The organism is Paraburkholderia sp. RL18-101-BIB-B (genome assembly GCF_046026985.1).
Classification (GTDB): domain Bacteria; phylum Pseudomonadota; class Gammaproteobacteria; order Burkholderiales; family Burkholderiaceae; genus Paraburkholderia.
This window is the reverse complement of the sequence record NZ_JARESV010000015.1, coordinates 83,727-109,246: the sequence shown is the minus strand read 5'-3', so window position 1 is coordinate 109,246 and position 25,520 is coordinate 83,727. Positions and strand designations below refer to the sequence as shown.

Sequence of the window (25,520 nt, the reverse complement as noted above, 5' to 3'; positions counted from 1 at the left end):
CGATGCCAAACTGCCAGCCGCCTATGCTGCATCAGAACTGATGCAGCATGCCCACATAAGCACCGGTTTGCGATTCACCCACGAGCGGACTCGTATTGTTGCTCGCATCGCGCGGCGATGCTTCGAGCGAGAAATTCGAGTTGCTGCCATTGCGCACGTAGCCCACGGTGCCGTACAGGAAGGTGCGTTTCGACAGGTTGTAGGTGGTGCCGAGCACATACATCATTGCGTGGCCGGACGGGTCGTGGGCGGCATCGCCCGAGCCGTCGCCGACCTTCACGTAGAACCCGCCCGCCGTCATGGCCCAGCGCGGCAGGAAGTTGTAGGTGGCGCCGAGCCAGTAGTGATCGGCCGAGTCGGCGACGCCGACCGGCGAATCGGGCGCCGAGTAATGCGTGTAGGCGCCCTGGATCTTCACCGCGTCGAAATGCACGTTGACGCCGGCGAAATATTCGCGCGATGCCTGGAAGATGTTGCTGAATCGGCCGTTGTTGTCGCGCAGTTCGTCGTAAATGCCGCGCACGTCGAACAGCGGCGAGTGGTAGCTCAGCATGATGCCGTCCGAGCGGCCGAACTCGCCGGCCGCGCCGCTGTTGAAAGCGCCCGCCTGATTGCCGAACGCATATTGCGCCTGCACATCGAAACCCCAGAACACCGGGCTGTGATACTCGACGTTGTTGCTGGTTTGCTGCCAGTTGCGCCCACGCACGAGCGAGGCCGACGAAAACGCCTGCTGCACGAACGGATCGAATTCCCAAACGCCGTCGCTGTCGATAAACAGATTACGGCCAGCCTGCAAGGTGCCCCACTGCTCGCTCTTCAATCCGACGAACGCGCGCCGCGACCAGAGCCGCCCGCCGCTCGTCGTGCCGTTCATGACCTGCAAACCGGTTTCGAGGTTGAAGATCGCATTGAGTCCGCCGCCCAGATCTTCGTTGCCTTTGAGGCCGAGCATGCTGGTGCCCCAGTCGCCGCCTTCAGCGCTCCAGCGGCTCGAACTGCCGCCCGCGCCATTGTTGATGTGGTTCAGGTATTCCAGACCGGCGTCGAGGCGGCCATACAAGCTCACGCTGGTTTGACCATATGCCAGCGGACTTGCCACGGCGAGCGCCGCCATTAATTTTGTATGTAGTCTCATTGTTTTGCCGTCAATTTTTTGTGTCGCGATGTAGGGCAAAGAGGACTGCGGATGCTTCAAACACGATCCGCGAGAAAGACGTTTGTAAACTACAGCGCTGGGTCCGTCGAACTATAGGCGATACGCGCTCCACGACCTATTCGCTTGACGCAATAAATATTTGCCCGGCCTGGGCTCGACAAGGCCCGGTTGCCAATGGAATGGGAAGATCGAAAGCCGCTCAAGATAAGATAGTCGCTCATTCGGCCCCAGCCAAATTGCAATGCACGATTCGTTATTGACTATTCAACTTTCGCCATGAACTCGCCCGAACTGACCGAAGACGAAAACCTTGGCCTTTACCAACGCGCAACGGAACACGGCGCCGAATGGTGGCGCGTGAGCGTGGCCGACCGGCCGGAAAATTATCGGCTCGAACATGGTGTCGACAATGGCAGCGGCCCTGGCGCGGTCGATATCGATCTCGTGGTGGACGCGGAAAATCTGCGTGCGAAGCTGAAGAAATGGCGCCGCGAAGGCTTCGCCATCGATACGGACGACGCCGCAAGCGAGCAGTCCGCGGCCGGCCGCGTCGCCTTCATGCCGGAATTGCAGCGCGTCGCGGCGCGAGCTTCGGCGGCGAAACATCGGCAGTTGGAAGGCACCGGCGCGACCGTGCGCATCGGTCATGTGGAGGTGCCTTGCGGCTTCGACAATCCGCTCGTGCCACGCCTCAATCCGGCCTATCTGTTCTCCGAGCGCTTTAACGACATCGTCGAGGACATTGTCGAGAACCGGCGCGTGATGCTGATCGGCCACACCGGCGCCGGCAAGACCAGCCTGATCGAACAGGTCGCGGCGCGGTCGCGTCACGGGGTGCTGCGCTCGAACATGAACGGGCAGACCACGGTTGGCGACTTCGTCGGCTTCTGGACCGTCAAGGGCGGCGAGACGCTGTGGGTCGACGGCGTGCTGCCCACGGCCATGCGCGAGGGGCTCTGGCTGATCGTCGATGAAATCGATTTTGCCGAACCGTCGATTCTCGCCGCCCTCACCGCCGTGCTCGAACCGCACGGCCGCCTCGTGCTGAAGGAAAAGGGCAACGAGATCGTCGCGCCGCATCCGGCCTTCCGGTTGTTCGCGACAGCCAATGCGGTCGGCGCGATGAGTCAGTTCCGGCATCTGTATCAGGGCGCCAATCTGATGAACGAGGCGTTTCTGGACCGCTGGCGCGTGTATCTGCTCGACTATCTGACGCCCGCCGAAGAAGCCGACGTGCTGATCGCCACCCTCGCCCCGCACATGACGCGCGCGCTCGCCACCACGCTCGCCACGATCGCCGCCGACTGCCGCGCGGCGTTCGCTCGCGAAGATCTCTCGAGCGCGTTCTCGACCCGGCGCCTGCTCGACTGGGCCGAACTGATGCTGCGCACGGGCGACCCCGAACGCGCCGCCGGGCCGGCCATCTACGCGAAGGTGAGCCCGGAAGACGCCGCGTTGATTCGCGGCATCGTTCGCCATCACATCGCGCCGGCGCCTGAAGCGTGAGCGCGATGCACGCAACGCGCGACACGCGCGGCTTCGCCTTCGAATCCACGCTCAGCAAGGTGGCCCGCGTGCTGACCGGGCAATACGGCGTGACGGTCGCGTTCAGTCCGGACGGTCCGCGCGTGGAGCCCGGCCGCATTGTGATTCCCGAATATGAGTTGAATGGCGAAGTCGAGCGCGATGTGCTGATCGGCTATCTGGATCTGCTGGTCGCGCGCGCCAAGCATGCGTCGCTCGCGCAACTCGATGCGCTGCCCTCGGGCGTCGCCGCGAATCTCGCGCAGGTGATCGAAGACCGCCGCGTGTGTGGACAGTTGCTCGACGAATATCCGGGCGCGCGCTGGTTCATCGGCAAGCTGCGCCTGCATGCGACCGAGCGCGTGCGGCAGCGCTGGCCGAAGCTGCACTGGCGCGACCGGCTGGTCTGGCTGGTCGAACGCGCGTTGTGGGATGAACCGCCCACCCGGACCGAAGCGAGCCATTCGCTGCTCGCCGCCTTGCATGCCGCGGAGGATCTGCTGCACGAAGCGCGCGCGAGCCGCTCGACCGCGCAGAGCATCGCGGCGGCGCAGGCGCTCGTGGCGCGCGTGCGCGCGTTGTCGGCGGGTGAGGTGAACAGCATGGCGTTCACGGCGGATCCGGTCGAGGACATCGATACGGAAACGGCCGCTTCGTCATCCGTGCCGCTCGAAGACGACGACACCGTGCTCCCCGACCAGGACAGCGCGAACTCGCCGCCGTCCGATCGAAGCGGTGGCGCGCAGGCGGACAACGCGGTCGGCATGGGTCAATCGCTGGCGGACGCGCAGCAACCGTCCGCGCGTTCGGAAGGCGAAGCAGGTAACGTCACTGCGGCTGCATCACAAGCCCGGCTGTCGATTCCGCTCGCCACCGAATTCGACGACATCCGCGATCTCACGGGCCAGGGCGACAGCGCCGCCTGGCGCGAGTTGCGGGCGCAGGCTCGCGCGGACACCGCGCCGCTGAAGGAAAAGCTCGAACGCGCGCTGAGCGCCGACGAGCGCACGCGCTGGCGCCGCGAGCAGGAGCGCGGCGAGATCGATCGCACCGCGCTGGCGAAGCTCGCGACCTCGCCCGGTTATCGCACGCCGTTTCGCACGCAGCGGCCCGCCAAAGGACGCGACGTCGCCGTGACGCTGCTGATCGACCGCAGCGGCTCGATGGCCGGCCGCAAGATCGAACTCGCGCGCCAGTGCGCGGCCGCCTTGTGCGATGCGCTGACGCAGTTGTCGTTCGATTGCGAAGTGCTCGGTTATTGCTCGGTCGAATCCGCGCCCATGAAGCAGCTCTACGAGCGTCAACGCGCCGCCGGCGCGGATTTACGACGCTATAACCGCTTCGTGGAACGGCTCGATCTGAAGGTCTATAAGCGCTTCGGCGCGACGGACCTGAGCGGGATCGCCGCGATCGACTGCGGCCACGAGAATCCGGACGGCGAGGCGCTGGCGTGGGCCGCGACGCGGCTTGCCGACCATCAGGCCGAACGGCGCATCCTGATGATGTTCTCCGACGGCTACCCGTCGACCGGCGACGGCGATCCGCAGGTTTTGCGCAGCGATCTGCGCGAACGCGTCGCGGCCATCGGCAAGCGCGGCATCGAGCTGGTAGGGATCGGCGTGCTGACGGACGCGGTCGAGGACTTCTATCCGCACAATGTGGTGGTCAGCCGCCTCGCCGAACTGCCGTCGACGGTGTTTTCCGTGTTGAGCTCGATGCTGCTCACGCGTTGATGCCGGCGCTCACGCGGCTCACAGCGCTCACGCCGACTGCGGCTTGAACGGATACCGTTCGATTTCACCGCCGCGCGCCACCACCGCCGTGCTCTCCGGAATCTCCTGCCACCAGCCCGGCAGGTCGGCGAGCGGTTCGGACAGCACCAGAAACGCATTCTCGCCTGCCGCCTCGATGCGTCGATCGTCGGGATACAACGCGTGCAGTTGCTGAAACGAGCTGCTGTGAAAGAGCGAGCGCGACTGCCCTTCGCTCGAATAGCGCACTGCGACGATCTGCTCGCCGTCGGTGGCGCACACGGTCATGTTCAGCGGTTCGTCCACGCCATGCTTGCGGCCGGTGTCCTCGACGAAGGCCACCATCCGCTCGAGCGCGGTGACCGGCGCCACTTCCAGGCCGAAGGTCAGCGCGAGGAAAAACATCACCTCGGAATCGGTCGAGCCTTCAATGGACGGAAACAGATCGGGGTCGATCGCCACCATCAGATCGCGGCGCACGGCCGGATAGTTGCGTATCAGGCCGTTATGCGCGAAGAGCCAGCGGCCATAGCGGAACGGATGACAGTTGGTTTCCTGCGAAGGCGTATCCGTCGCCGCGCGTATGTGCGCGACGAACAGCGGCGCGCGGATCGCCCGCGCCGCTTCGCGCAAATTGCGGTCGCTCCACGCCGGTTGAATGCAGCGGTAGCGAAACGGAATATCGGTCGGCTGGCCGTACCAGCCGATGCCGAAGCCATCGCCGTTGGTCGTGGTCTGGCCGAGCCGCGAATGCAGGCTCTGGTCGATCAGGGAGTGTTTGGCGTTGAACAGCACCGTTTCGAGCTGAATCGGGTTACCTGTATAAGCGAGCCAGCGGCACATGAGGTTTTCTCCTGTCGACCAGAGTTGGCGCTTTAGCGCCTTACTCTGGTCCCATGCACTTGCTGTGGTCGACCAGAGTTGGTGCTTCAGCGCCCCGGCGCGGCGTGCCGCCGGGTACACATCTACTTCACTACCGGCTGCATCGTCGCGATCGGAATCAGGAATTCGGAGAAGCCGGTCAGCATGATCTGCACACCGATGCACAGCAGCAGAAAAGAAGATACACGCATCGCGACCTTGGTGCCCTCCACGCCGAGGTACTTCGCGAACACCACCGCGCGGCTATAGATCAGATAAACCGTCACGGCCACCGCCAGCGAGATCACCACCGACGCGATGCTCGAAATCACAAACTCGGAGAGCTTATGCGTGCGGTTCGCGGTCAGCGCGACAGCCGTGGCGATCGAGCCCGGCCCGGTGGTCAGCGGAATGGTGAATGGGAAAAACGCCTTCGACATCGCATTGTCCGCGTCCACCCGCTTGACCGCCGGCTGCTCGGCCGGTTGCGTGTCGGGCGCATTGAGCATCTGCCAGCCGCCCACCGCGACGGCGAGCCCGCCGCCGATGCGCAGCGCCTGCATGGAGATGCCGAAGAAATGCAGGATCGGCGTGCCGATGAAAAACGCCACCAGCAGCACGCACATCACGTTGATGGCGATTTTGCGGGCCAGCGCGGTGCGCTCCTCCGTGGTCAACGAAGCAGTCCGGTCCAGGAAAACGAAAGCAATGCCGATTGGGTTGATGATGCTGATCAGCCCGGTAAAGCCAAACAGAATGTCCGAGATCAGACTTTCGACCATATGCGTTCCGTGTCGAGCGGCGGCTCGGGTGGCTCCACTGCGCACCCGGCATGCCGCGCCATGTTGATGAAACCGGACTCTCTCCGGCGCTCCAGATGATGCTCGCGCTGCGTGGCGAGATGATATCGCGGCGCGCCAGGGAAACCGTAAAAAAGCCAGCCACGAGCGCGCGTGCCGCGGCGCGCCTCACTATGCAGCCCGTCTTGCAGCGCAGCAACCGACCCCATAAAGATGCGTCCGCAACTTTCAGAAAGCCTACACTTTTTTGACCTGCTTTACGGGACCAAAGCATCCGGCATACAGTCCCCAGCGAAGCCGCACTTTCAACGAGACGTACTTACCGGTTCGAGGAGTTGCCCCCATGTTGCTTCGTGTACTTGCCGCGCTGCCGTTCATCGGCATTCTGCTCGGTGTTCCGTTTGTGAATCGTGTCGAGCCGCTGATGCTCGGCATGCCGTTCGTGCTGGCCTGGATCGTCATGTGGGTGGTGCTCAGTTCGATCATCATGGCGATCGTCTACCGTCTGGATCCGTCCAACCGTCAGCTCGCCGCCGATGGCGAGGAGGCTAGTTCATGAGCGCACTCATCATCATTGCTGCGATTACGCTGTTTGCGCTCTACCTGGGCGTGCGCGCCAAGCGCGGCCACGACATGAGTCTCGAACAATGGACCGTGGGCGGCCGCAGCTTCGGCACCGCCTTCGTGTTCCTGTTGATGGCCGGTGAAATCTACACGACCTTCACCTTCCTCGGCGGCAGCGGCTTTGCTTATGGCAAGGGCGCGCCGGTCTATTACATCCTGGCGTACGGCACGCTTGCGTACATCCTCTCGTACTGGATGCTGCCGCCAATCTGGCGTTACGCGAAGAATCACCGCCTCGTCTCGCAGCCGCACTTCTTCGCGCGCAAGTATGAAAGCCCGGCGCTCGGCACGCTTGTCGCGCTGGTCGGCGTGGCAGCACTGATTCCCTACCTCGTGCTGCAACTGAAGGGGCTCGGCATTATCGTCGCAACGGCCTCGTACGGCGCGATTTCGTCGACGGCGGCCGTGTGGATCGGCGCCTGCGTCGTGACCGCCTACGTGATCGTCTCCGGCGTGCGCGGCTCGGCGTGGAATTCGGTGGTGAAGGATCTGCTGATTCTCGCGATCGTGCTGTTCCTCGGCATCTATCTGCCGCTGCACTACTACGGCGGCTTCAGCGACATGTTCCGCGCGATCGACGCCGCGCGCCCCGGCTTCCTGACTTTCCCGGCCAAGGGCTCGAGCGTGACGTGGTTCCAGTCGACCGTGCTGCTGACGGCGCTGGGCTTCTTCATGTGGCCGCATACCTTCGGTTCGATTTTCACCGCGAAGGACGAACGCATTTTCCGTCGCAACGCGATGGTGCTGCCGCTGTATCAGCTGATTCTGCTGTTCGTGTTCTTCGTGGGCTTCGCGGCGACGCTGAAGGTGCCGGGTCTGAAGGGCGTCGACATCGACCTGTCGCTGTTCCGCCTGTCGTTGCAGACCTTCGACCCGTGGTTTGTCGGCGTGATCGGTGCGGCCGGCATACTGACCGCGCTGGTGCCGGGCTCGATGATCCTGACGTCCGCGTCGACGCTGCTCGCCAACGACGTGTATCGCGGCATGGTGAGCCGCAAGGCATCGGATGCCACGGTGGCGAAGCTCGCGCGATTCCTCGTGCCGGTCGTGGCGCTTGTCGCGGTCGGTTTCACGCTGCAAGGCGGCGAAACGATCGTTGCGTTGCTGCTGATGGGTTATAGCTTCGTGACCCAGCTTTTTCCGGCGGTGATCTGCAGTCTGCGTCCGCATAACCGCGCGACCAAGCAAGGCGCGTTTTGCGGGATTCTGGCCGGCGTTGCGGTGGTGGCCGTAACGACCACCATGCACTTGAGCATCGGTCAGTTGATGCCGTTCCTGCCCGATGCGTTGAAGGACATCAACATCGGCTTCCTCGCGTTGGCAGTGAATATCATCGTCTTCGCGGCGGTGAGCGCGGTGACGCAGGCGCGGCCGGTCGAGCAGACGCATGCGTCGGTGAATTGAGCTGTAGTTGGGGCAGGTTGTGTAGGCTCGTGATTGAGGCTTCACAGACTGATTAGCTGGATAGTGGGCTCTTTAGTCATTCAAATACGGCACGGGATAACGACCCGTGCCGTTTGCGTTTGTTTTTTCTAAGTTGCCGGCTCGACGCCATCTACGTGAGGATCCAGATGATGCGCTACCGGCGCAACTGGCGAAGCCCACCATCCCGCCGCTTTATCCCTGGATGAAGCTCGCAGGACGATCGATCGAGCAGGCGGGATTTCAGGCTGGCCAGCGCGTAAAGATCATTGTCGAACAGGGACGGCTGACTATTACCGCTGAATAGAACAAAGGGCCGCGTCAGCGGCCCTTTGTTCTATTCAGCGACGATAACTAACCATTCTTTCAAGTTTGAGCATTATGAATCATTGCTTGGATATGGTTATCATTCTTGGGAGTGTACGGAGGATAGTTATTCTTATCTGCGGACGCGATACTTTGCACATTACCATTAATGTCCACGCGCTTGCATGAATCGCCGACACCATAAGAGAAGAAGACACCCGCATGGCCAACAGATGAATAACCATCTTGATGCCCTATAATCTGCCAATCTCCAGATATTCTCTTATCAAATAAACTATACGAATCCAGAACAACTGGAGGAAATACTAGCGCAGTCACTTCAAGCATGTCGGCGGATATATCAGGAGAGGACGATACAAAATTAAAAATCTCCGCCGTGTGTCCAATACTCACCTTTGAGATAATTCGTCCAAATCCATATTTCCCATTGTTCAACTTAAAACAAAAAATATCCCCAGAATTGATAAAGCGAATCATGGTTCGCTCTTTTTTCCCCCAACCATGAATCTTTAAGTTGACCATTTCAACAGCCTCCCTTTGCAGCGCCGGGCTTAAGCGATCTTGATTTTGAATTATAGTGCTCTTCGAAATACTGCTGCCTTGCAGCAGGCCGGGTAGAATTATTCTGATCGAAAGATGCCACTTTATTTCCCCTGTTAGTGGAAGATATCGACTCACCGATCACTCCGGTCTTTGTCCCGTAATGCTCAATGTATGCTTGCTCGTATCCACGTGCTTGCCCATACGTTACACCTTCATCAAGAGGAATCATTCCTGACTGCCCTGATAGGCGACCAGTTTCTAAGTGCCCGGCAGCTCGCCTCTCAAGATCATTGGTAATTCCGATATAGTATGGATCGCCAATTGGATTGCCATGTATATCCATATCGTAAAGACTATAAACATTATATCCTGGCGTTGTTTCACCGACCCATCCCCACGGATCGATCCAGCTAACCGGATTGGGCGCATACCGATAAAGATTCAATCCCCCCGCAAGCCCAATCGGATCCTGACTGACAAACCGCCCCGTTCCCGGATCATAGTACCGGAACGTGTTGCAATGTAGCCCGGTCTCCTCGTCAGCATACTGGCCGGCGAATCGTAGCGGCTCATCGAAGACCCTGTCATCGCGCCACTCAGCCCCTTGCTAGTGCCTTTTTCGTCACTCACTTTTTTCTGACGCGTCCTCAGCCGCTTCAGCGTCGATAGCCGCTAACAGCGAAACCGTACCGGCCACTTCGGCGTCGTCCTCAATCTCCGGCTCATGCATCACGCCATCGACCCGCGACGGGTGTGTTACCGCGTGGACCCGTTGGAGCTACTCCACCGACGCCACCGTGTAGATCTGTGTGCTTGGCAGCAACGTATGCCCCAGCATTGCCTGAATGAACCGCGTATCGGTTCCGTTGTTCAGCATGTGCGTGGCCATGTGACACGAGCCTGTCTTGTGAATGCCGGCGCCCTCCATCATCCGCATCACGATGTGCGCCAAGTACGACGCGGCAATCCAGCAGTCGCGGCGCCACCGGCGCAACGGGAGAAGTCCCACCATCCCGTCGCTTTATCCGTGGATGAAGCTCGCCAGACGATGGATCGAGCACGCCGGATTTGAAGCAGGGCAGCGCGTCCGAATTGCAGTCGAACAGGGACGGCTGACCATTACCGCCAAATGAATGGCAAGGGCTGCACACGCAGCCCTTGCCACCGAACTTGGATTCGCCAAATTGGCCAGTCACGCTCATGTGACAGCTAGTGCCCCAACATGTGCTTCAGCCTCTTAAAAAAAACCTCACATGCCTCGGCTTCATCCACATATGATTGCTCCTCAGTCCGATGACCACGCTCGCTATAAAACACTTTCCAAATAGACCCTTCGTAAATCAAACAAAGCGATTCATCTAAAACTTCATCAACCGAATAACTGTCATTCGGAAAATTGGACGATAAAAGCAATTTAACAAGCTCGTTTTTATCCACAACCTTTACCTATCCCATTTTTCACTTCGCGCAAATGACCAGAATCAAGCAGACTTTGCACAGATTCTGGCAATTTATATTGTTTCCCCAAACCAAGCTCACCAAACCATGGTGCAATCTTGCTTGATTCAACATTCTCTATTGGCTTGATCACCTCATAGATATTATACGGTTTCAAATCCGACCCTGGCGGCAAGGCTCTCATAGGGTATGGAGTTCCAACTGGAGATGTGTAGCTGCCTCCCGAATAACCGTAACGATCTATAAGCGTACCAGGTTCCAACGTAATCTTACTAACCGGACCAAATGCTCCATCATTAGGCGGCCAGTAAGAAACGATTGCGTTACTCAACCCCCACGGATCAATCCACGAGATTGGATTCGTTGCATACCGATAAAGATTCAATCCCCCCGCAAGCCCAATCGGATCCTGACTGACAAACCGCCCCGTTCCCGGATCATAGTACCGGAACGTGTTGTAATGCAGCCCGGTCTCCTCGTCAGCATACTGGCCGGCGAACCGTAGCGGCTCATCGAAGACCCTGTCATCGCGCCACTCAGCCCCTCTGAATTCCCCAAAGCCAGAGAAGCGGGGCTCCCACACCACATCGCCGCTCCCGCTGGTGACGTCGTACACCTGACCGTTGTCGTGCGCGTGGTGATGCCAGACCATGCGCCGACCACCGGCACGACACTTTCCGTCAACGCTGACGACAGGCTGATCCACCCGCGCCATCGGCCGGTAGGGCGAATCCGGTGAGTAGACATAGGTGCGCACCGTCTCATCGCGCAGCACCTGCACCATACGCATGCCTTCCCACACAAAGCGCGTCTCGTCGGTGAGCGGGCTGCCATCCGCTGCCATGCGGCGCGTGACCTTGGCCGTTCGTCGACCGATCGCGTCATAGTGATAGGCCGTGCTGTGCCCGCCATGCCGACCCTGACCCGAAGCGCGAACCATTCGCCCCTCGTCGTCGTAGACGAAGTCCTGGACCATGCCGTCCTGCACCCGGCGCGTGAGCTGGCCAAAGCCGTCGTAACTGTAGCCGGTCCCCCGGAAACGGCCCAGCAGATCGTCCAGAATCCGGCTGGCCGTCCGGTCGCGCGTCGCGTCGATCAGGTTGTCCGCGGCGTCGTAGATGTAACTTTCGTGTAGCCCCTCCTCGTCGTGACAACCCGTCATCCGACCCATCACGTCGTACGCGTAGTGGACGACGCTGCGCCCGTGCCGCCCGCCGCCATGTCGGGTCACCTGATGCAGGTTGCCGGCAAGATCGTACTCATAGGCCGACCCGCGCGGCTCGCTGCCCATCATGCCCTGCCGTCCGGACCGCTCGCTCAGCCGCGACACCGTCCGCCCGCGCGGATCGTAAGCCGTCCGGCATATGCGAGGCCCCTGCGTGCGTTGCACTTCGCGGTGCAGCGCATCGCGTTCGATATCGCTGAGCGTTTCGCCGTCCAGACTGATCTGGTGGACGTGCCCCGAGCCATAGTGCAGCATCGAGATTCTCTGGCCCAGAGGAAGATGGCGTTCGGTCACGTTGCCGAGCGCGTCATGGCGCGACTCCGAACGCTGGCCGTCCGCGGTTTCCGCCACCAACCGGCCTAGCGCATCGTACTCAAAGGTCAGCTCGCTGGCGAGGATACCCAGCGCCATGCCGGCGGCACCCGGCTGCCTGTGAACGGCCGTCACGCGATCGAGCAGGTCATGGCTGTAGCGGGTGACCGAACATCGGCCGTGTTTGGACACCAGTCGGCCAGCCGCATCCCGCTCGAGGCCGATCGACTCCGATTCGCCCTGTCGGCCCGACATCGTCTGTGCGATCGCTTCGCCATTCAGGTTGTAGTGCAATTCGCGCCGCACGCCGTTCAGCCGGACTTCATGGGTCATGCGCCCCATGGCGTCGTAAGCGAAGCTGTAACTCGCCCCGTTCGCGTTGGTCAGCCTGACCAGCTGCCCGTGCGGATCGTAGCAATATTCAAGGCTGCGCCCCAACCGGTCCGTAAAACGGTCTGGTTGCCCGCGCGGGCTGTAGTCCCACCGGGACACGTGCCCCAAAGCATTACTGTGCCGGCTGATTTGCCCGAGCGCGTTGTACTCGAAAGTCTCACGTGTGCCGTCGGCATGAACGACGGTTCCGACCGCTCCGCCCGCGTTCCGTAGCAGTTGAGTCACCTGTCCGAGTGCATCGGTCTGGCGGACCAGCTCGCCCTCCTCATTCCACACGTAGCGCGTGGTCGAACCGGAGCAGTCCGTGCGGCTCAGGAGCAAACCGTAGCGCTCATCGTAGGTGAACCTGCTCGTGCCGCCGCGTTCGTCGGTGTAACTCGTGAGCAGCCCTTGCCGGTCGTGTTCGAACCGCGCGACCTGCCCCAAGGCATCGATCCGCTCAACGGGTAAGCCCTGTTCCGTATGCTTCCATTGCCAGACGCTGCCATCAGGAAGCGTGTCGCTCGCCATTCGCAGCGTTTTCAGGTGATACGTGCTTTGCCAGACCCGTCCCGTGGCGTCCACCGTGTCGGTTACGCGACCCAGTGCGTCGTAACCCAGGCGCTGCACACGCTCATCGGGAGATTCGACGCGCACCAGTTGCTGGTGCCCGTCATACTCGAACTGGTAACACGCGCCTAGATAGTCGGTCCATTGCGTCACCAGATGATCCGCGTCGTACTTCCAAACCTGCGTACCCTGGTCTTCGCTGCTAACGCGCGCCTGCCCTGACTCAATGTCATAGGTAAAGGCGTACTGCTCACCGGAACCGGTGCTGTGTTCAACCACCCGCCACCCGTCGTCGTACTGCGCATAGCGATAATCACAGGTGAAGCCGAGCGCGTTCACATGCCGGGTCATCAATCCGTCGGTATAGGCGAACTGACGCTCCAGTTCGTCGGTCCGGCCACGCACGCGGATCAACTGCCCATTGCCGTCATAGCAGTAACGCACGAGATTGCGCCTCGCACCGTCGATCCGGTCGACACCCGTCAGACGGCCGTCGTGATGCTGCAATTCAAGAATGACATCCGCGTCGCTGCGCACTTCGACCAGCGCGCCGTGTTCATCGCGACGGAATTCGATAAAGTGTCCGAACTTGTCCTCGATGCGCTCCAGCACGTGGCGCCCTTTCAGCGGTTCCGCGCTGAATCCGTAAAAGGTATCGTCCAGGCCGTTCAGGATATAGCGGCCATCCAGCGCATGAGACAGATAGAGTTGCTCAAACGGGTTGTACTGGTACTGACCGGTCGGGAGATCGTCAAAGCCGACTTCACGCCCCTGAAATCCCACGTATTCGAGACCACGGCTACTGCGTTTCAGGTGAATGTCCCAGTTATGCTGCCAGCCACGGCCCAGCATGCCACCCGTGTCAATCGCGCTGGAATACGAGCGCGAACCGAAGAGCGGCAGCAGACCTGGCATGCTGAAATCCAGTTCGTTGGTGAGAACTTTCTGGCCGGTCGGGACGTGAACCGGGTGACCAAACAACCCGGACAGCCCCTCCATGACTTTTGAGCCAACGTAGATTCCCGCCACCTGGCCGGCGATGAATTTCAAAGCGCATGGCGCCGTTGCCTTCATGCCGTTCTTCAGCGCGCCAGCCAGCCCGCCTGCAACGCCCGCAACCATGAACAGGCCGTTTTTCAGATTGACTGCCCACGGCGGTATTTCGCTGGCAACGGCTATTTCACAAGCCTTGTCGCTGCCAAAAAATACGCTCTTCGATCCCTTTGCAATCGTCGCGCCGCATTGAATCTCGTCGCCTTTACGCGCCGCAACGTGCTGATTGATAAAGACGGTGCTGGAACCGCAGGCCACCGGTTCGTGCGGCGTATCCTGGCCGCACATGGCGACGCCTATCTGGGCGGGAACGGCCGCGCGCCCGTTGACGAACACATTGGGCGAACCCGCTGCAATCGTGCCAGTTGGACTGGCGAACATGCTTCCTATTCTGGTGGCGATATCAACAATCTGTTCGGCAATCATGCTAGCCAGAAAGCCCGCAATAAAGCCGACAAGAAATGGGCACGCGAACGTCAGCATTGCCACGGCAAAAATCAGCGCTGCCCCAAGGATCGCGCCGATCAGGAAGCCAGCCAGGGCTGACGTGTGCTGTATCTCGTCTCCAACACGTGCTGCTTCAAACATGCTCTTCCTCTTGACCCGGGTTCCGAAAGCGGGGCGCCTTGCGCGGCGCGGCACAGGATTGACCTGCTGAACGGCATCGACAGTCGATCAGGTCGGTATGAACGTATCGATCATTCGCCGCCAGATCGCTAACTGAGCTGAAGTGAAGGGAACCGTGTTGGTCGCAGTGAAGATAAGCGCCTTGCCATCGGCGAGGAGAATCGCGCATTGCCGCTGATAAACAGACTTGCCATTGCTGTTGTAACGGGTCTCAATCTCGATGCCGTCTGCCTCGCAACCGGCAAGCACGACTGTCTCGCGCGACTTGATAGACAAGCCCTTGATCTTCCGTTTCAGCAAGCCGATCTGGCGGTCGACATATTCATCAAGGGTTTCATCGTGCCGGGCGGTGTCACGCGCCACCTGAAGGTTGGAAAGACCATCCGTCAGCGGCTCCTGCACAAAGATATTGACCGTTCGGTCGGTGTAGCCAGCAGGCAGGGTGATGCTGCCTTCATCCATCGCGTATTGCACTGTCATCGTCTGTTCGGGAGGCGGGTTGGAAGTTAGCAGTTAAGATTTATCTTGCTGCCTTTCATATTCGTCTCGCCCGTGGATTTGCTGTCGATCGTCTTTGAGATCAGACTGAGCAGCTCCGGGGTCAGGACGACGGTCGTCCCCTCGACAACCAGTTTGATCTGCGTTTTCGCGGAGATCGTCACCGTGCCTTTCTCAGACGTCACGCTGATATTCCCCTCCGTCGAGGTCTGAGAGATGTCATGCTTGATGGTCTCCGTGTGCTGTCCGTTGACGGTCTGTGTCCGGTCGCCCTTCACGGTTGTCACTTCCTGTCCCTTGACGATCTTCGTTCGGTCCGCACCGACCACATGCGTCTCGTTATTCTTGATGGTGCTGTTCATGTCCTTCTCGGCCTGCAACATGAACTCTTCCGAACCCTGCGTATCGTCAAAGCGAATACCGCTGTAATTCGATTTGCCACCCTTCATCGAGCGGCTGATGATCCCGCTTTGTGTCGCACTGCCCGGCAGCGTCCACGGCGGCATGGAAGCCGCATTAAAAACCCGCCCCGTCACGATCGGCCGGTCAGGATCGCCATTCTCGAAATCGACGATCACTTCCTGACCCACGCGCGGTATGTTCACTCCGCCGAAGCTGCTCCCCGCCCACGGATACGACACGCGCACCCAGCACGATGAGTTCTGGTCGTTCACGGGCGAATGGTCCCAGTGAAACTTGAGCTTCACCCTGCCGTACTTGTCAGTCCAGATTTCCTGCCCGGGAGGTCCTGTCACGATCGCCGTCTGCGGACCCGTCCTACGCGGCTTGTCCACCGTGCGCGGCGCGCGGAACATCGTGGTCGCCGGCTGCACCTCGAACGTCGTGTTGATGCTGTATTGGCCCGCGCCGGTTTGATCGCCGGTTTCTTCCGCTATCACCTTCGCGCGGATCACGAGGTATTCGCGGTTCGCCGCCTCCTGGGGGTAGCCCGCGAGCGTAAAGGTCGTGCCGCACACCACGTTGCGCAGATGGCCCTTGCCCGTAGCACGCTCGCCTTGGGCGCGGATTTCTTCCATGCGTACCCGTGCGAACCGTGCGCCCTGCATCGGGTCGGCATAGTCGCCCGGCCACTCATAAACCGTCAGCTGGTTATGCGAGGTGTCCCGCGGCAGCGCATTTTCCACCGCCAGCTTCGCACCCGGCTGCGTGAAGTCGAAATCGTCGGTGGTCCAGATGCCCGACTGGATGCTTTCGGTCGTATCGAAGTGTTCGATGTGCTCGCGATCGACCTTGTGCCCCGGTGGGTAGTACCACAGCGTCTGATACGCGACGCTCTCCACGGGTTTGTGCGCACCGAGATTGTCGACGAGCACCATCCGGTGCACCTCCCTGGAGTGCTCGTAAAACCAGTAGATGCCGTGCTCAGCCATCAGGCGCTGAATAAAGGCGAAGTCCGACTCACCGTACTGGACCTGATAGACCAGCTTCGAATACTTGCCGCCCAGACGCTTGACATAGCCGTAGAGATAATTCGCCTTGAGCACCTCGTCAATGATCTCGACCACCGTCTTATTCTGGAAAATCCGGTAATCGGTGCGCCGCTCGGCAAGCACGATCCACGGCTGCAGTTTCAACCGGTAGAGGTACTGGCGGTTCAACTGACTCACCAGACTCGCCGCCGTAACAATGCCGCTAATCTCACGTATCCCGGCACCGAGATTCGCAGCGCCACCGCCGGCGACGCCCGGCACGAATGTTCCCATGCCATCGAGCTGGATGGTGACAGTCAGCTCCTTGCCAATCATCGCCTTCAGGTCGAAGTTGGCAGCCGTGCTGTCCGGCAGCAGCGGATCGACCGGCGTGACGAGGCTCAGCTCGTATTCATAGATTGTCGACAGGGCTTCTTCGCCCGCGATAGCGCGTAGCTGCAATGCCGGCTCGCCATCGGTCAACGTCGGCAGCGCCGCCCCGCTGACCGTCAGCGTACGTGGCGTCACAAAGTTCAGCATATGCAGCTTCCTTGCCGTGCGACCGGCTCGCCACAGGCTGCGTCAGACACGTCGCCCTTACCGCACATCATCACGCGCCTTTTCATCGATTCTCGCATTTTTGTAGCCATCCTAATTATTTTGATCCAAATCAAGACACTGCTTCTCACTGCCTATCCCTGAATTGCACGATTGTTCAGGTCACCCCACGCGTGCCCATGCGCACCGGCCACCCCGCGACGCGGCCGCGCTGCACCGAATGCAGTTCGGTCTGAGTAAACGAATGGCCCGATACGTGTCGCGCCAGATAGTGTTCAAGGATCAGGCCGAACAGATAGGGGCTGACGCCGCCCAGACCGGACTCGTCAACGGTCAGCGTGCACGCGATGCCGCGCCCGAACACGAGATCGTTGGACGGTGGAAGCTTGCGTGTCACCGGCCGGCTCCCGACTGCCACCAGACTCCCGATCTGCTGCCGGTAGGCCGTGTCGTCCGCGGCGAGGAACAGTCGCAGCAGATCACGCAGGCCCCCGCCCGACGCCTCGTCAGGTCGTGCTCCCAGCGTGAGGTAGTTGAAGTTCAGTTGGCGGATCAGCGACCAGGCCGCCTCACGCTCTGCATACGGTGCGCGGGGGACACTGGGCGCGCGGATCAGGCCCACGTGCTGAACCGGTGAGGATTGCACCAGCGTGAGATCGCTAACGCCGTTGCACGGGATCAGGTTGGGCAGGTCACGGTTGGTTAGCCACGCGTCAATCGAGAGGTAACGCATGCGCTGTTCATAGGGCCGCTCGTCCTGGTCCACTAGTGAAACGAAAGCCTCCGTGCCGATGTACAGCGTGCGCGTCCCGTAACGGCGCAACGAGTCTGACGTCTGCTGGCGCTCGCGACGCAGCGTAAAAAACCGCCTGTGATTGCCCTCGTCGTTGGTCAGCGCCTGATACAGCGGACGGAACTCAAGTGGCTCCGATGTCTCGCGGACCTGACCATACAATGCCTCGACCGAGAACACTTCATAGTCCTGCGGCGCGAGCTGGTCAGGCACCAGTTGGAATTCAGCGCCTGTGCCGTGCACTTCCGCCGGATCGGACCTGTTCCTGAACAGGTTGACGACCGGCGTGCAGAACAGCGCAAATTGCGAGGCATCCACCTGCTCCGCCAACGCACCGGGTGAGCGCTCCAGCAGCACGACAATTTCCGCTTCGCATCCGCGCACCTGGCGCAGGCCTGCATTGAGGCCGGTCAGTGTAAAAAAGTAGAAACGCGACGGGCATGCCGCAAACTCGTGCAGCAGGTTGTGTCCGTGAAACTTCGGCGCAACGAGTGGCAACAGCCCTTGTCCGGCATCAAGCCCCTCATGAACCACCGCCTTGTCGCTCACCGCGTGAAAGACACTGCCGGGCGTGCCGAACTGTCCTGGCTCGCCGATGATCGATGCGAGTCCAGCTGCGTGCAGCAGTTCGAACAGGTGTGACGCAGTCCGCTCGTCGCCCGCCAGATAAACCGGCAGGCGGTTCAGTCCCTGGAGGCTGGCGATCGGTATGGAATTCGTGGTGCGCAGGCGCAGCCGTAGAGCGCCCCGAACCTCGGCGCCGTGGCGCACGTAACGATCGAGCGAGGGAATGTCTGGCGGGATGCCGGTCAGACGCGCGCCGGTGATCTCAAGCGGATACAGCGTCACGTCCTGGCTGCTGCGGAACTGGCAAGGCGTATTCTCGCCATCGAGCACACCACTGATGAACGACGCACCGCGTGCGATGTGCAAACCTTCGGCAAGATTGCCTTCGTCACTGCCCGGAAACAGTCGGGCAACCGCCATGGATGGCGTGGGTGCAGCGTAGTTCGGATAGACGACTTCGAGCAACCGTTCCGTGAGGCGGGGAAATTCAGCATCGAGCCGCAACTGCATGCGTGCGGACATGAAACAGAACGATTCGATCAGCCGCTCGACGTATGGGTCGCCAATCTCACCCGCCTGCATGCCCAGGCGCCGGGCAATCTTGGGATGGGCCTGCGCGAATTCGCCTGCCAGCTCACGCATGTAGAGCAGTTCACTCGTGTAGTACTCCAGCAGTCGTGGGTCCACTTTGGCTCCGTTTCATCAAGTCCGGGGGCAAGTGCGCACGAGCGTTTCGCCGTGACACATTCTGTGGTCACGCCAGGCGGCACGGTTGGATATGGACGACGAGCCCGCTTGGCTCTTAAGTCTCTCGCCGCTGCGATTGGCGATGTCGCCCAGAATCTTTGCCCGTCTTTTGTCGCTGTTCATTCCGCCTTTCCGTTCAAAACCCTCGCCCAGTGGCCGCATCGATATGGCCATCCTGGTCACCTTTCCAGACCCACGTGTGCCCCGAGACAGAACAACAAGGCTAACCGATATTCATCTGATGAATTGTCAAGATGTGCAACGATGAAGCGACGCCAAGCGACGCATCCGATGTTTAACTGTCGAATGTCAAATCTACACACGGATGCAAAAACGCTTTCCAGGAGAGAAACGTCAAGACAAATAAATAGGCCTTCCAGGCCAAACAATCGCTCACCCGCACTGCAACACAAACCCTCCTCGTGGTCCTTGCTAAACCACGGACCTCAGGCACACCCCTTGCTGAACTGACGCGTCCGCGAATCCCACCGCACTGTGCAAGTGCACAAAACCCGTCCTTGGGGGCCACTTTGCCGCTTAACGTTCTTCTTGTCGCTTCCGAAGCCCTGCCGCTCGCCAAATCCGGCGGCCTCGGCGACATGGTCAGCGCATACGCCGCCGCTCTGCGCGACGCCGGCGTCGATGTCTCGATCCTGATGCCCGCTTATCCGGCGGCGCTCGAACGCGCGGCCGACGTCGCGCCGGTCGCGCGCATGACCGGCCTGCCCGGCGGCGACGCCCGGCTGCTGCGCGGCCAGATGCCCGACACCGGCGTGCCGGTGCTGCTTCTGCAGATGGATCACCTGTTCGCGCGCGAAGGCCTCTATCGCGATCCGCAAGGGCGCGACTATCTCGACAATCTCACCCGCTTCGCCTCGCTCGCGGCGGCGGCCGCGCGAGTGGCGCGCGGCGTGCGCAACGTGAAGCGCCCCGACATCGTGCATGCGCACGATTGGCATGCAGGATTGACGCCGCTCTATCTGCGGCTCGCGGGCGTCGCCGCCAAAAGCGTCTTCACGATTCACAACCTGGCGTTCCAGGGCAATCATCCGCTTGCCATGGGCGGCTGGATCGGTGTGCCGCCCGAATTGCTGGCGCCCGCGCTCTCCGATGAACGCAGCATCGAGTTCTACGGCTCGCTGAGCATGATGAAAGCGGGCATCGTCCATTCGGATCGCGTCACGACGGTGAGCCAACGCTATGCGCGCGAGATCCTGACGCCGCACTTCGGCCATGGCATGGAAGGCGTGTTGCAGGCGCAGGCCGGCAAGCTGTCGGGCATCGTCAACGGCATCGATACCGCCGCCTGGAACCCGGCCACCGACAACCAGATCGCGCGCCCCTATTCCGTCGACGACACCGCCGGCAAGCAGGCCTGCAAGCGCGAACTGCAACAGGCCTTCGGTCTGACGCGCGATCCGTTCGCACCGCTGGTCGCCATCGGCAGCCGCCTGACCGAACAGAAGCTCGCCGATGTCGTCGTGCATACGTTGCCGGCGCTGCTCGAACGGCATCCGCGGCTGCAGTTCGCGATTCTCGGCCAGGGCGAGCACGGTCTCGAACAGGCGCTGCGCGACGTCGCGGCCGCATGGCCGGGACGCGTCGGCGTGCAGATCGGCTACGACGAGCGGCGCGCGCACATGCTGCACGCGGGCGCGGACATTCTGCTGCATGGCAGCCGCTTCGAACCCTGCGGACTCACCCAACTCTATGCGATGCGCTATGGCACGATTCCGGTGGCCTCGCGTGTCGGTGGCCTGGCCGATACGATCGTCGACTATGTGCCGCACGATCCTCGTGGTGAGCGGCGAGCAACGGGCTTCCTGTTCGACGGCGAAAGTCCGGACGAGGTGATGCACGCGCTCGGCCGCGCATTGGCTGCGTTCGTGCAGCCGTCGTCGTGGCACGTATTGCAGAGGAATGCGATGAGCCGCGATTTCGGTTGGGATGCGTCGACCAAGAACTATCTCGCGTTGTATGCGGATCTGGTCGATGCACGTCCGGCGCTGCGCGATACGCGGGTTCGCAAGACCCCGGTTCGGGCGCGTACGGCCGCCTCGGCAGGTACGCGCAGGGAAGAGTTCAACGCGGGCGTCGGGGAGATGGCGCGTAGCGCGTGAAGCGCATGAGGCACTCGGGCGTGCTTTGGCGCGCTATGCTATACGGCATTCCAACGTGCCGTGGAGTTGCCCATGCAGCCGCCCGTTCTCCGAGTCGCCCGTCCTACTAACGATCTGCACAAGGTCGCTGATTTCTATACACGGGGATTGGGCTTCGAAGTGCTGGCGAGCTTCGAGAATCACGAAGGCTTCGATGGCATCATCGTCGGACAACGGGGCTGCCCCTGGCACATCGAGTTTACGCACCAGCACGGCGTGACCGTCGAACGGGCGCCGACCACCGAGCACCTTCTCGTGCTCTATCTTCCCGAACGCGATGCATGGAGCGCGGCCGTCGAACGGCTCGAAGCGCTCGGCGTGCCGGCGTGCGAATCGGAGAATCCTTACTGGGACCGTCAAGGCAAAACGTTCGAAGATCCGGATGGGTATCGGATCGTTTTGCAGAATGCGGCTTGGGTATAAACGCGCCGCTGGCCCGACACCCGCATGCTGACGCGCGATCACGCATGGCGTCATAGCTTCTCGCGCATCCCGTTCCCTCCACCATCCGCTTTGCAGAAAGCTGCTTGACAGCTAACACCGACGTTAGGCAAGCTGCGGCGTGCAGAAGCTTGCACCGCGAGTCCGGTTTCCTGTTGTGCCTGTAGTGCCGCGCTGTTTTGAACGCGCGGTATGAACGAACGATCACGCTGCCGTCGTCCACGGCTCATTCCCGAGGGTCGCAATGCACAGAACACGAACCATCGCTGCCGCGCTACTGGCCATCGTACTCACCGCCTGCCATACGCCGCCTACCAACGACTTCTCCAAAGCCCCCGTCGCACCCATCAGCGCCAACCGCGCCGACATCCGCTCGATTGCCAAAGACGCGTATATCTACGGCACCCCGATGGTCAATTCGTACGCTGTCATGTATGCGTTTTCGGTGGACACCACCAACCCGCAATACAAAGGCCCGTTCAATTCCATCCTGAACATCTCGCGTGTCTTCACGCCGGACGACACCGCCTTCGTCACGCCCAACTCCGACACGCCCTATTCGTTCGCCGGCCTCGATCTGCGCGCAGAACCGGTGGTCATCACGGTCCCGCCGATGGACGCGAAGCGCTACTTCGTGTTCCAGTTGATGGATCTCTATACGTTCAACTTCGCGTATATCGGCAGCCGCACCACGGGCAACAACGGCGGCAAATTCCTGATCGCGGGCCCGCGCTGGAACGGCCAGACACCGAACGGCATCACTCAGGTGATCCGCTCCGAGACTGATCTCGTGAACGTGGTCGGACGCACGCAGTTGTTCAACCCCGACGACCTCGATAACGTCAAGAAAATTCAGGCGGGCTACAAGGTGCAAACGCTGTCGGCATACACCGGAAGCACGCCGGCACCGACCGCGCCGCCGGTGCAGTGGGTCAAGCCGATCGCACCGGCCGCCGCGCGAACATCGCTCGAATTCTTCAATCAACTCGCGTTCGTGTTGCAGTTCGCGCCGGTCAATCCGAGCGAGGCCGGATTGCGCAACCGCCTCGCGCAGATCGGCGTGGTGCCCGGCAAACGGTTCGATGCGAACGCGCTCTCGCCGGAGCAGAAAGCGGCATTTCAGGCCGGCATGCAGGATGGCCAGAAGGCAATCGACGACAAGCGCGCGTCGCTCGGCGGCAAGACCGATACGCTGTTCGGCTCGCGCGAGTATCTGAAGAACGACTACGTGGCGCGCGCCACCGGCACCCAGGTCGGAATCGGCGCGAACTCGCGTGAGGAAGCGCTGTATCCGGTGCTCGACAAGGATTCGACCGGACAGCCGCTCGACGGCAGCCAGCGTCGCTATGTGCTGCGCTTTCCGAAAGGACAGTTGCCGCCTGTGAATGCGTTCTGGTCGGTGACCATGTATGCGCTGCCGAGTCAGTTGCTCGTGAAGAATCCGATCGACCGGTATCTGATCAATTCGCCGATGCTGCCGCAACTGAAGAAGGATCGCGATGGCGGTTTGACGATCTACATCCAGGCGAATTCGCCGGGCAAAGCCAGGGAGGCCAACTGGCTGCCGGCGCCGGAAGGACCGTTCATGATCACCATGCGGTTCTACTGGCCGAAACCAGTGCTGCTGGATGGCAAGTGGAAGACGCCGGTGGTCAAGCGGGTGAAGTAGTTGGAATCAAGCGTGCGTGGCGTGAGCCGTGAGTGGCTCACGCTGCTGGGTCGGCCATGTCGCTATCTGGCTCAGCCAGGCCCGTTCTTCACCTTCGTCCATCCATCCGCGCTCCACGCTTCTGAATTCACACCGTGATGAACGAAGAACAGGCCATGGGGATCGTACCGGTTCTTCACGGCAGCCAGCCGCGCATAGTTGCTGCCCCAGTACGCCTGCTGCCAGTCGTCTTCGAAGAAATCGCTTTCGGAAAAGTACGCCCCCGGCACAGCGACGATTTCGCGCAGCGTCCGCGTGGCCTGCTTGATGCGCTCAGCGTAACGCCGCCCTTTCTGCTCGTCCGGCTCGTGCCCTTCGATGCCGGGAAAGGCCGGTGGTCCCTCGGCCGCGATGATCGCGAGCGCGAAGGCGTCGAGTACCGCGGGGTTCATCGCCGTATCGCGCGTGGCGTTCAAGGCGTCGTCCGGTGCGCCCGCCAGCCCTTTGTTGAAGTGCAAGTTGACCGTCCACTGCCGCGTGCCTGCGAATAGCGTGTCGGCGAGACGGCCGCGTTGCGCCGCACTCAGCAACGCAGCCGGCAGCCATGTCGAGGTGTAGCCATAAAGATACTGGCCCGCTTCGACGACGTTATCCGCCCAGAACACGTTGTCCGCCGGCGCGCCCGGACGGTCGTCCGCGACGAGCACGCCGGGCAGATGCTGCATGATGAACGCGGCGTCCCAGAAGTGGCGCGCCGCCACGGCAAGAATCTGTGGCGGGCTCGTCTCGCAGCCGTGCTCGCCGTTCGCGATCCAGTCGAAAAAAGGTTGCCAGACGCGCGACGCGTCATCGCGGCTCAGTCCCTGGTACAGCATTGAAATGCCCAACGTATTGTCGCCATGAAAGGCGACCGTTTCGCCCCAGTGTTCGTTCATCAGGTTATCGGCATAGAAGGCCATGAACTCGCCGATCAATGCGCGGAACGCCGCGTCGGATGAGGCCTTCACCGTCGCGCGCACGACGCCGACGGTGTCGGGCAATGCGTGCGTGCGCAACGTCAGCCGCGTGACGACGCCGAAACTGCCGCCACCGCCGCCCTTCAAGCCCCAGAAGAGGTCCGGGTGCCGGCACGCGTTGGCGATTCGCACCACGCCGTCGGCGGTCACGACTTCGGCTTCCAGAAGACCGGCCGCGGCGGTGCCGAACTTCTTCGAAAAGTTGCCGAAGCCGCCGCCCTGCACGAGACCGGCGACGCCCACCGTCAGACAGCCGCCGCCTTGCACGTAGCGGCCGCCTCGGGTACTCACGGCGTCGTAGACATGGCCCCACAGAGAACCGGCGCCGACCGTCACCGCGGCTTCCGGCTCGACTCGTCCTTCGCAACCCGCCGGCACGAAAGCATCGTGCAACGCGATGTCACGCATGGACCTGGTCCAGATCAACAGCGAGTCGGCCGCGTTGGATGTGCCCTGATAGCTGTGGCCGCCGCCCTTCACCACCAGCCGCAGACGATGCCGCCTGGCGAAGTCGACCGTCCTCGCGACGTCCTGCGCGTTGGCCGCCGCCACTACATACACGCTCGGCGCGGATGTCCACGCGTCAAGCCATCCGGCGCTCTGCGTCAGCGCGGGCGTATCGCCGATGTAGTAGGGATTTTTCAAACGCCGGAACAGGTCGAGGCACGCGGCGCTCGTTGGAGATTCCGCGCAGGCTGCCAGCGGCGATTCAACCAGGCTCAAGCGGGCGCCTACGGCCCGGTCGAGGTCCTGCCAGGCGTTCGCCGAAGGCCACGCTGGGTCGCCGGGCCGCACGCGGTGCAGTGTCGGTGTGGTCGTCGCGTCGTTGGAACTTGCTCGCGAAGGCTTTGCGTGTGCCGGCGATGCCAGGGCTGCATTCAACCATGGCGTGGCCAGCACGCCCTTGAGCAAGGTCCGACGGTCCAGTGCGCACATACGTTGCTTCACCTCCGCAAACATGACCGCGTGCCTGAGTGCCCGCACAGGGCTCGCGCGAGCGCATCGCGCGAATAATCGCGTGCGGGTCGCCGCCTC

At 61.4% G+C, this 25,520-nt stretch carries 18 protein-coding genes and 2 pseudogenes; 9 read left to right on the top strand and 11 right to left on the bottom strand.

The window, feature by feature from the left end; all coding sequences use genetic code 11:
- Positions 1-31: 31 nt before the first annotated feature.
- Positions 32-1,138, bottom strand: a complete 1,107-nt coding sequence (locus P0D73_RS22005; protein WP_494471457.1) for a porin — start codon at positions 1,136-1,138, stop codon at positions 32-34.
- Positions 1,139-1,435: 297 nt separating this feature from the next.
- On the opposite strand from P0D73_RS22005, the gene P0D73_RS22000 reads away from it, so the two are divergent.
- Entirely contained in the window at positions 1,436-2,665 is a 1,230-nt protein-coding gene (locus P0D73_RS22000; protein WP_408432852.1) for an AAA family ATPase, read from the top strand.
- Between the two features lie 5 nt (positions 2,666-2,670).
- Positions 2,671-4,416, top strand: a complete 1,746-nt coding sequence (locus P0D73_RS21995) for a cobaltochelatase CobT-related protein (RefSeq protein WP_408314589.1) — start codon at positions 2,671-2,673, stop codon at positions 4,414-4,416.
- A 27-nt stretch (positions 4,417-4,443) separates the two neighbouring features.
- Here P0D73_RS21995 and P0D73_RS21990 read toward each other — a convergent pair whose 3' ends face one another.
- Together P0D73_RS21990 and P0D73_RS21985 are read right to left on the bottom strand one after the other, a co-directional pair.
- Positions 4,444-5,277 carry a class II glutamine amidotransferase gene (locus tag P0D73_RS21990; protein WP_408432850.1) on the bottom strand — a complete coding sequence of 278 codons (834 nt, stop codon included), beginning with the start codon at positions 5,275-5,277 and terminating at the stop codon, positions 4,444-4,446.
- Between the two features lie 122 nt (positions 5,278-5,399).
- A complete protein-coding gene (locus tag P0D73_RS21985) occupies positions 5,400-6,077 on the bottom strand; it encodes a MarC family protein (RefSeq protein ID WP_132377277.1) in 678 nt (225 codons plus the stop codon).
- 361 nt (positions 6,078-6,438) lie between these two features.
- On the opposite strand from P0D73_RS21985, the gene P0D73_RS21980 reads away from it, so the two are divergent.
- From P0D73_RS21980 to P0D73_RS21970, 3 genes are all read left to right on the top strand, one after another.
- Positions 6,439-6,654 (top strand): DUF3311 domain-containing protein, encoded by a 216-nt coding sequence (locus tag P0D73_RS21980; RefSeq protein ID WP_132377278.1) that lies wholly within the window; start codon positions 6,439-6,441, stop codon positions 6,652-6,654.
- Positions 6,651-8,123, top strand: coding sequence for a sodium:solute symporter family protein (locus tag P0D73_RS21975; RefSeq protein WP_408432848.1), 1,473 nt, complete (start codon positions 6,651-6,653; stop codon positions 8,121-8,123). Before P0D73_RS21980 ends, P0D73_RS21975 begins: the two co-directional genes overlap by 4 nt.
- 106 nt (positions 8,124-8,229) lie before the next feature.
- Entirely contained in the window at positions 8,230-8,448 is a 219-nt protein-coding gene (locus P0D73_RS21970; protein WP_408180186.1) for a SymE family type I addiction module toxin, read from the top strand.
- 59 nt (positions 8,449-8,507) lie between these two features.
- On the opposite strand, the gene P0D73_RS21965 is transcribed toward P0D73_RS21970, so the two are convergent.
- From P0D73_RS21965 to P0D73_RS21955, 3 genes and pseudogenes are all read right to left on the bottom strand, one after another.
- Positions 8,508-9,146 carry an immunity 26/phosphotriesterase HocA family protein gene (locus P0D73_RS21965; protein ID WP_408285747.1) on the bottom strand — a complete coding sequence of 213 codons (639 nt, stop codon included), beginning with the start codon at positions 9,144-9,146 and terminating at the stop codon, positions 8,508-8,510.
- 316 nt (positions 9,147-9,462) lie between these two features.
- Positions 9,463-9,528: pseudogene (locus P0D73_RS21960) on the bottom strand (hypothetical protein); the annotation flags it as partial.
- Positions 9,529-9,789: 261 nt separating this feature from the next.
- Entirely contained in the window at positions 9,790-10,023 is a 234-nt protein-coding gene (locus tag P0D73_RS21955; protein WP_408180188.1) for a tyrosine-type recombinase/integrase, read from the bottom strand.
- On the opposite strand from P0D73_RS21955, the gene P0D73_RS21950 reads away from it, so the two are divergent.
- Positions 9,923-10,144 carry a SymE family type I addiction module toxin gene (locus P0D73_RS21950; RefSeq protein ID WP_408180189.1) on the top strand — a complete coding sequence of 74 codons (222 nt, stop codon included), beginning with the start codon at positions 9,923-9,925 and terminating at the stop codon, positions 10,142-10,144. The two genes, P0D73_RS21955 and P0D73_RS21950, sit on opposite strands and share 101 nt — an antisense overlap.
- Positions 10,145-10,440: 296 nt before the next feature.
- Here P0D73_RS21950 and P0D73_RS21945 read toward each other — a convergent pair whose 3' ends face one another.
- From P0D73_RS21945 to tssF, 4 genes and pseudogenes are all read right to left on the bottom strand, one after another.
- The gene (locus P0D73_RS21945; RefSeq protein ID WP_408432846.1) at positions 10,441-14,589 is read right to left on the bottom strand and encodes a glycohydrolase toxin TNT-related protein; all 4,149 of its coding nucleotides are present in this window, start codon (positions 14,587-14,589) and stop codon (positions 10,441-10,443) included.
- A gap of 87 nt (positions 14,590-14,676) precedes the next feature.
- Positions 14,677-15,108, bottom strand: coding sequence for a DcrB-related protein (locus P0D73_RS21940; protein WP_408432844.1), 432 nt, complete (start codon positions 15,106-15,108; stop codon positions 14,677-14,679).
- Between the two features lie 170 nt (positions 15,109-15,278).
- Positions 15,279-17,096: pseudogene (locus P0D73_RS21935) on the bottom strand (type VI secretion system Vgr family protein); the annotation flags it as partial.
- 175 nt (positions 17,097-17,271) lie between these two features.
- Positions 17,272-19,161 carry a type VI secretion system baseplate subunit TssF gene (tssF, locus tag P0D73_RS21930; protein ID WP_408180192.1) on the bottom strand — a complete coding sequence of 630 codons (1,890 nt, stop codon included), beginning with the start codon at positions 19,159-19,161 and terminating at the stop codon, positions 17,272-17,274.
- A gap of 590 nt (positions 19,162-19,751) precedes the next feature.
- Between tssF and glgA the strand changes: the two genes are divergently transcribed.
- The 3 genes from glgA (at position 19,752) to P0D73_RS21915 (ending at position 23,490) form a co-directional block, all read left to right on the top strand.
- Positions 19,752-21,341 (top strand): glycogen synthase GlgA, encoded by a 1,590-nt coding sequence (glgA, locus tag P0D73_RS21925; RefSeq protein WP_408285738.1) that lies wholly within the window; start codon positions 19,752-19,754, stop codon positions 21,339-21,341.
- Positions 21,342-21,413: 72 nt separating this feature from the next.
- Positions 21,414-21,803, top strand: coding sequence for a VOC family protein (locus P0D73_RS21920; protein ID WP_408432841.1), 390 nt, complete (start codon positions 21,414-21,416; stop codon positions 21,801-21,803).
- Positions 21,804-22,065: 262 nt separating this feature from the next.
- Positions 22,066-23,490, top strand: a complete 1,425-nt coding sequence (locus P0D73_RS21915; protein WP_408432839.1) for a DUF1254 domain-containing protein — start codon at positions 22,066-22,068, stop codon at positions 23,488-23,490.
- 71 nt (positions 23,491-23,561) lie between these two features.
- Here P0D73_RS21915 and P0D73_RS21910 read toward each other — a convergent pair whose 3' ends face one another.
- Positions 23,562-25,421 (bottom strand): FAD-binding oxidoreductase, encoded by a 1,860-nt coding sequence (locus P0D73_RS21910; RefSeq protein ID WP_408432837.1) that lies wholly within the window; start codon positions 25,419-25,421, stop codon positions 23,562-23,564.
- Positions 25,422-25,520: the final 99 nt, after the last annotated feature.

What these genes read in the sequence shown, in the direction of transcription:
- P0D73_RS22005 (WP_494471457.1), bottom strand. Translation starts at nt 1,138, where the DNA reads ATGAGACTACATACAAAATTAATGGCGGCGCTCGCCGTGGCAAGTCCG.
- P0D73_RS22000 (WP_408432852.1), top strand. Translation starts at nt 1,436, where the DNA reads ATGAACTCGCCCGAACTGACCGAAGACGAAAACCTTGGCCTTTACCAA.
- P0D73_RS21995 (WP_408314589.1), top strand. Translation starts at nt 2,671, where the DNA reads ATGCACGCAACGCGCGACACGCGCGGCTTCGCCTTCGAATCCACGCTC.
- P0D73_RS21990 (WP_408432850.1), bottom strand. Translation starts at nt 5,277, where the DNA reads ATGTGCCGCTGGCTCGCTTATACAGGTAACCCGATTCAGCTCGAAACG.
- P0D73_RS21985 (WP_132377277.1), bottom strand. Translation starts at nt 6,077, where the DNA reads ATGGTCGAAAGTCTGATCTCGGACATTCTGTTTGGCTTTACCGGGCTG.
- P0D73_RS21980 (WP_132377278.1), top strand. Translation starts at nt 6,439, where the DNA reads ATGTTGCTTCGTGTACTTGCCGCGCTGCCGTTCATCGGCATTCTGCTC.
- P0D73_RS21975 (WP_408432848.1), top strand. Translation starts at nt 6,651, where the DNA reads ATGAGCGCACTCATCATCATTGCTGCGATTACGCTGTTTGCGCTCTAC.
- P0D73_RS21950 (WP_408180189.1), top strand. Translation starts at nt 9,923, where the DNA reads ATGCCGGCGCCCTCCATCATCCGCATCACGATGTGCGCCAAGTACGAC.
- P0D73_RS21955 (WP_408180188.1), bottom strand. Translation starts at nt 10,023, where the DNA reads ATGGTGGGACTTCTCCCGTTGCGCCGGTGGCGCCGCGACTGCTGGATT.
- P0D73_RS21945 (WP_408432846.1), bottom strand. Translation starts at nt 14,589, where the DNA reads ATGTTTGAAGCAGCACGTGTTGGAGACGAGATACAGCACACGTCAGCC.
- P0D73_RS21940 (WP_408432844.1), bottom strand. Translation starts at nt 15,108, where the DNA reads ATGACAGTGCAATACGCGATGGATGAAGGCAGCATCACCCTGCCTGCT.
- P0D73_RS21920 (WP_408432841.1), top strand. Translation starts at nt 21,414, where the DNA reads ATGCAGCCGCCCGTTCTCCGAGTCGCCCGTCCTACTAACGATCTGCAC.
- P0D73_RS21915 (WP_408432839.1), top strand. Translation starts at nt 22,066, where the DNA reads ATGCACAGAACACGAACCATCGCTGCCGCGCTACTGGCCATCGTACTC.
- P0D73_RS21910 (WP_408432837.1), bottom strand. Translation starts at nt 25,421, where the DNA reads ATGTGCGCACTGGACCGTCGGACCTTGCTCAAGGGCGTGCTGGCCACG.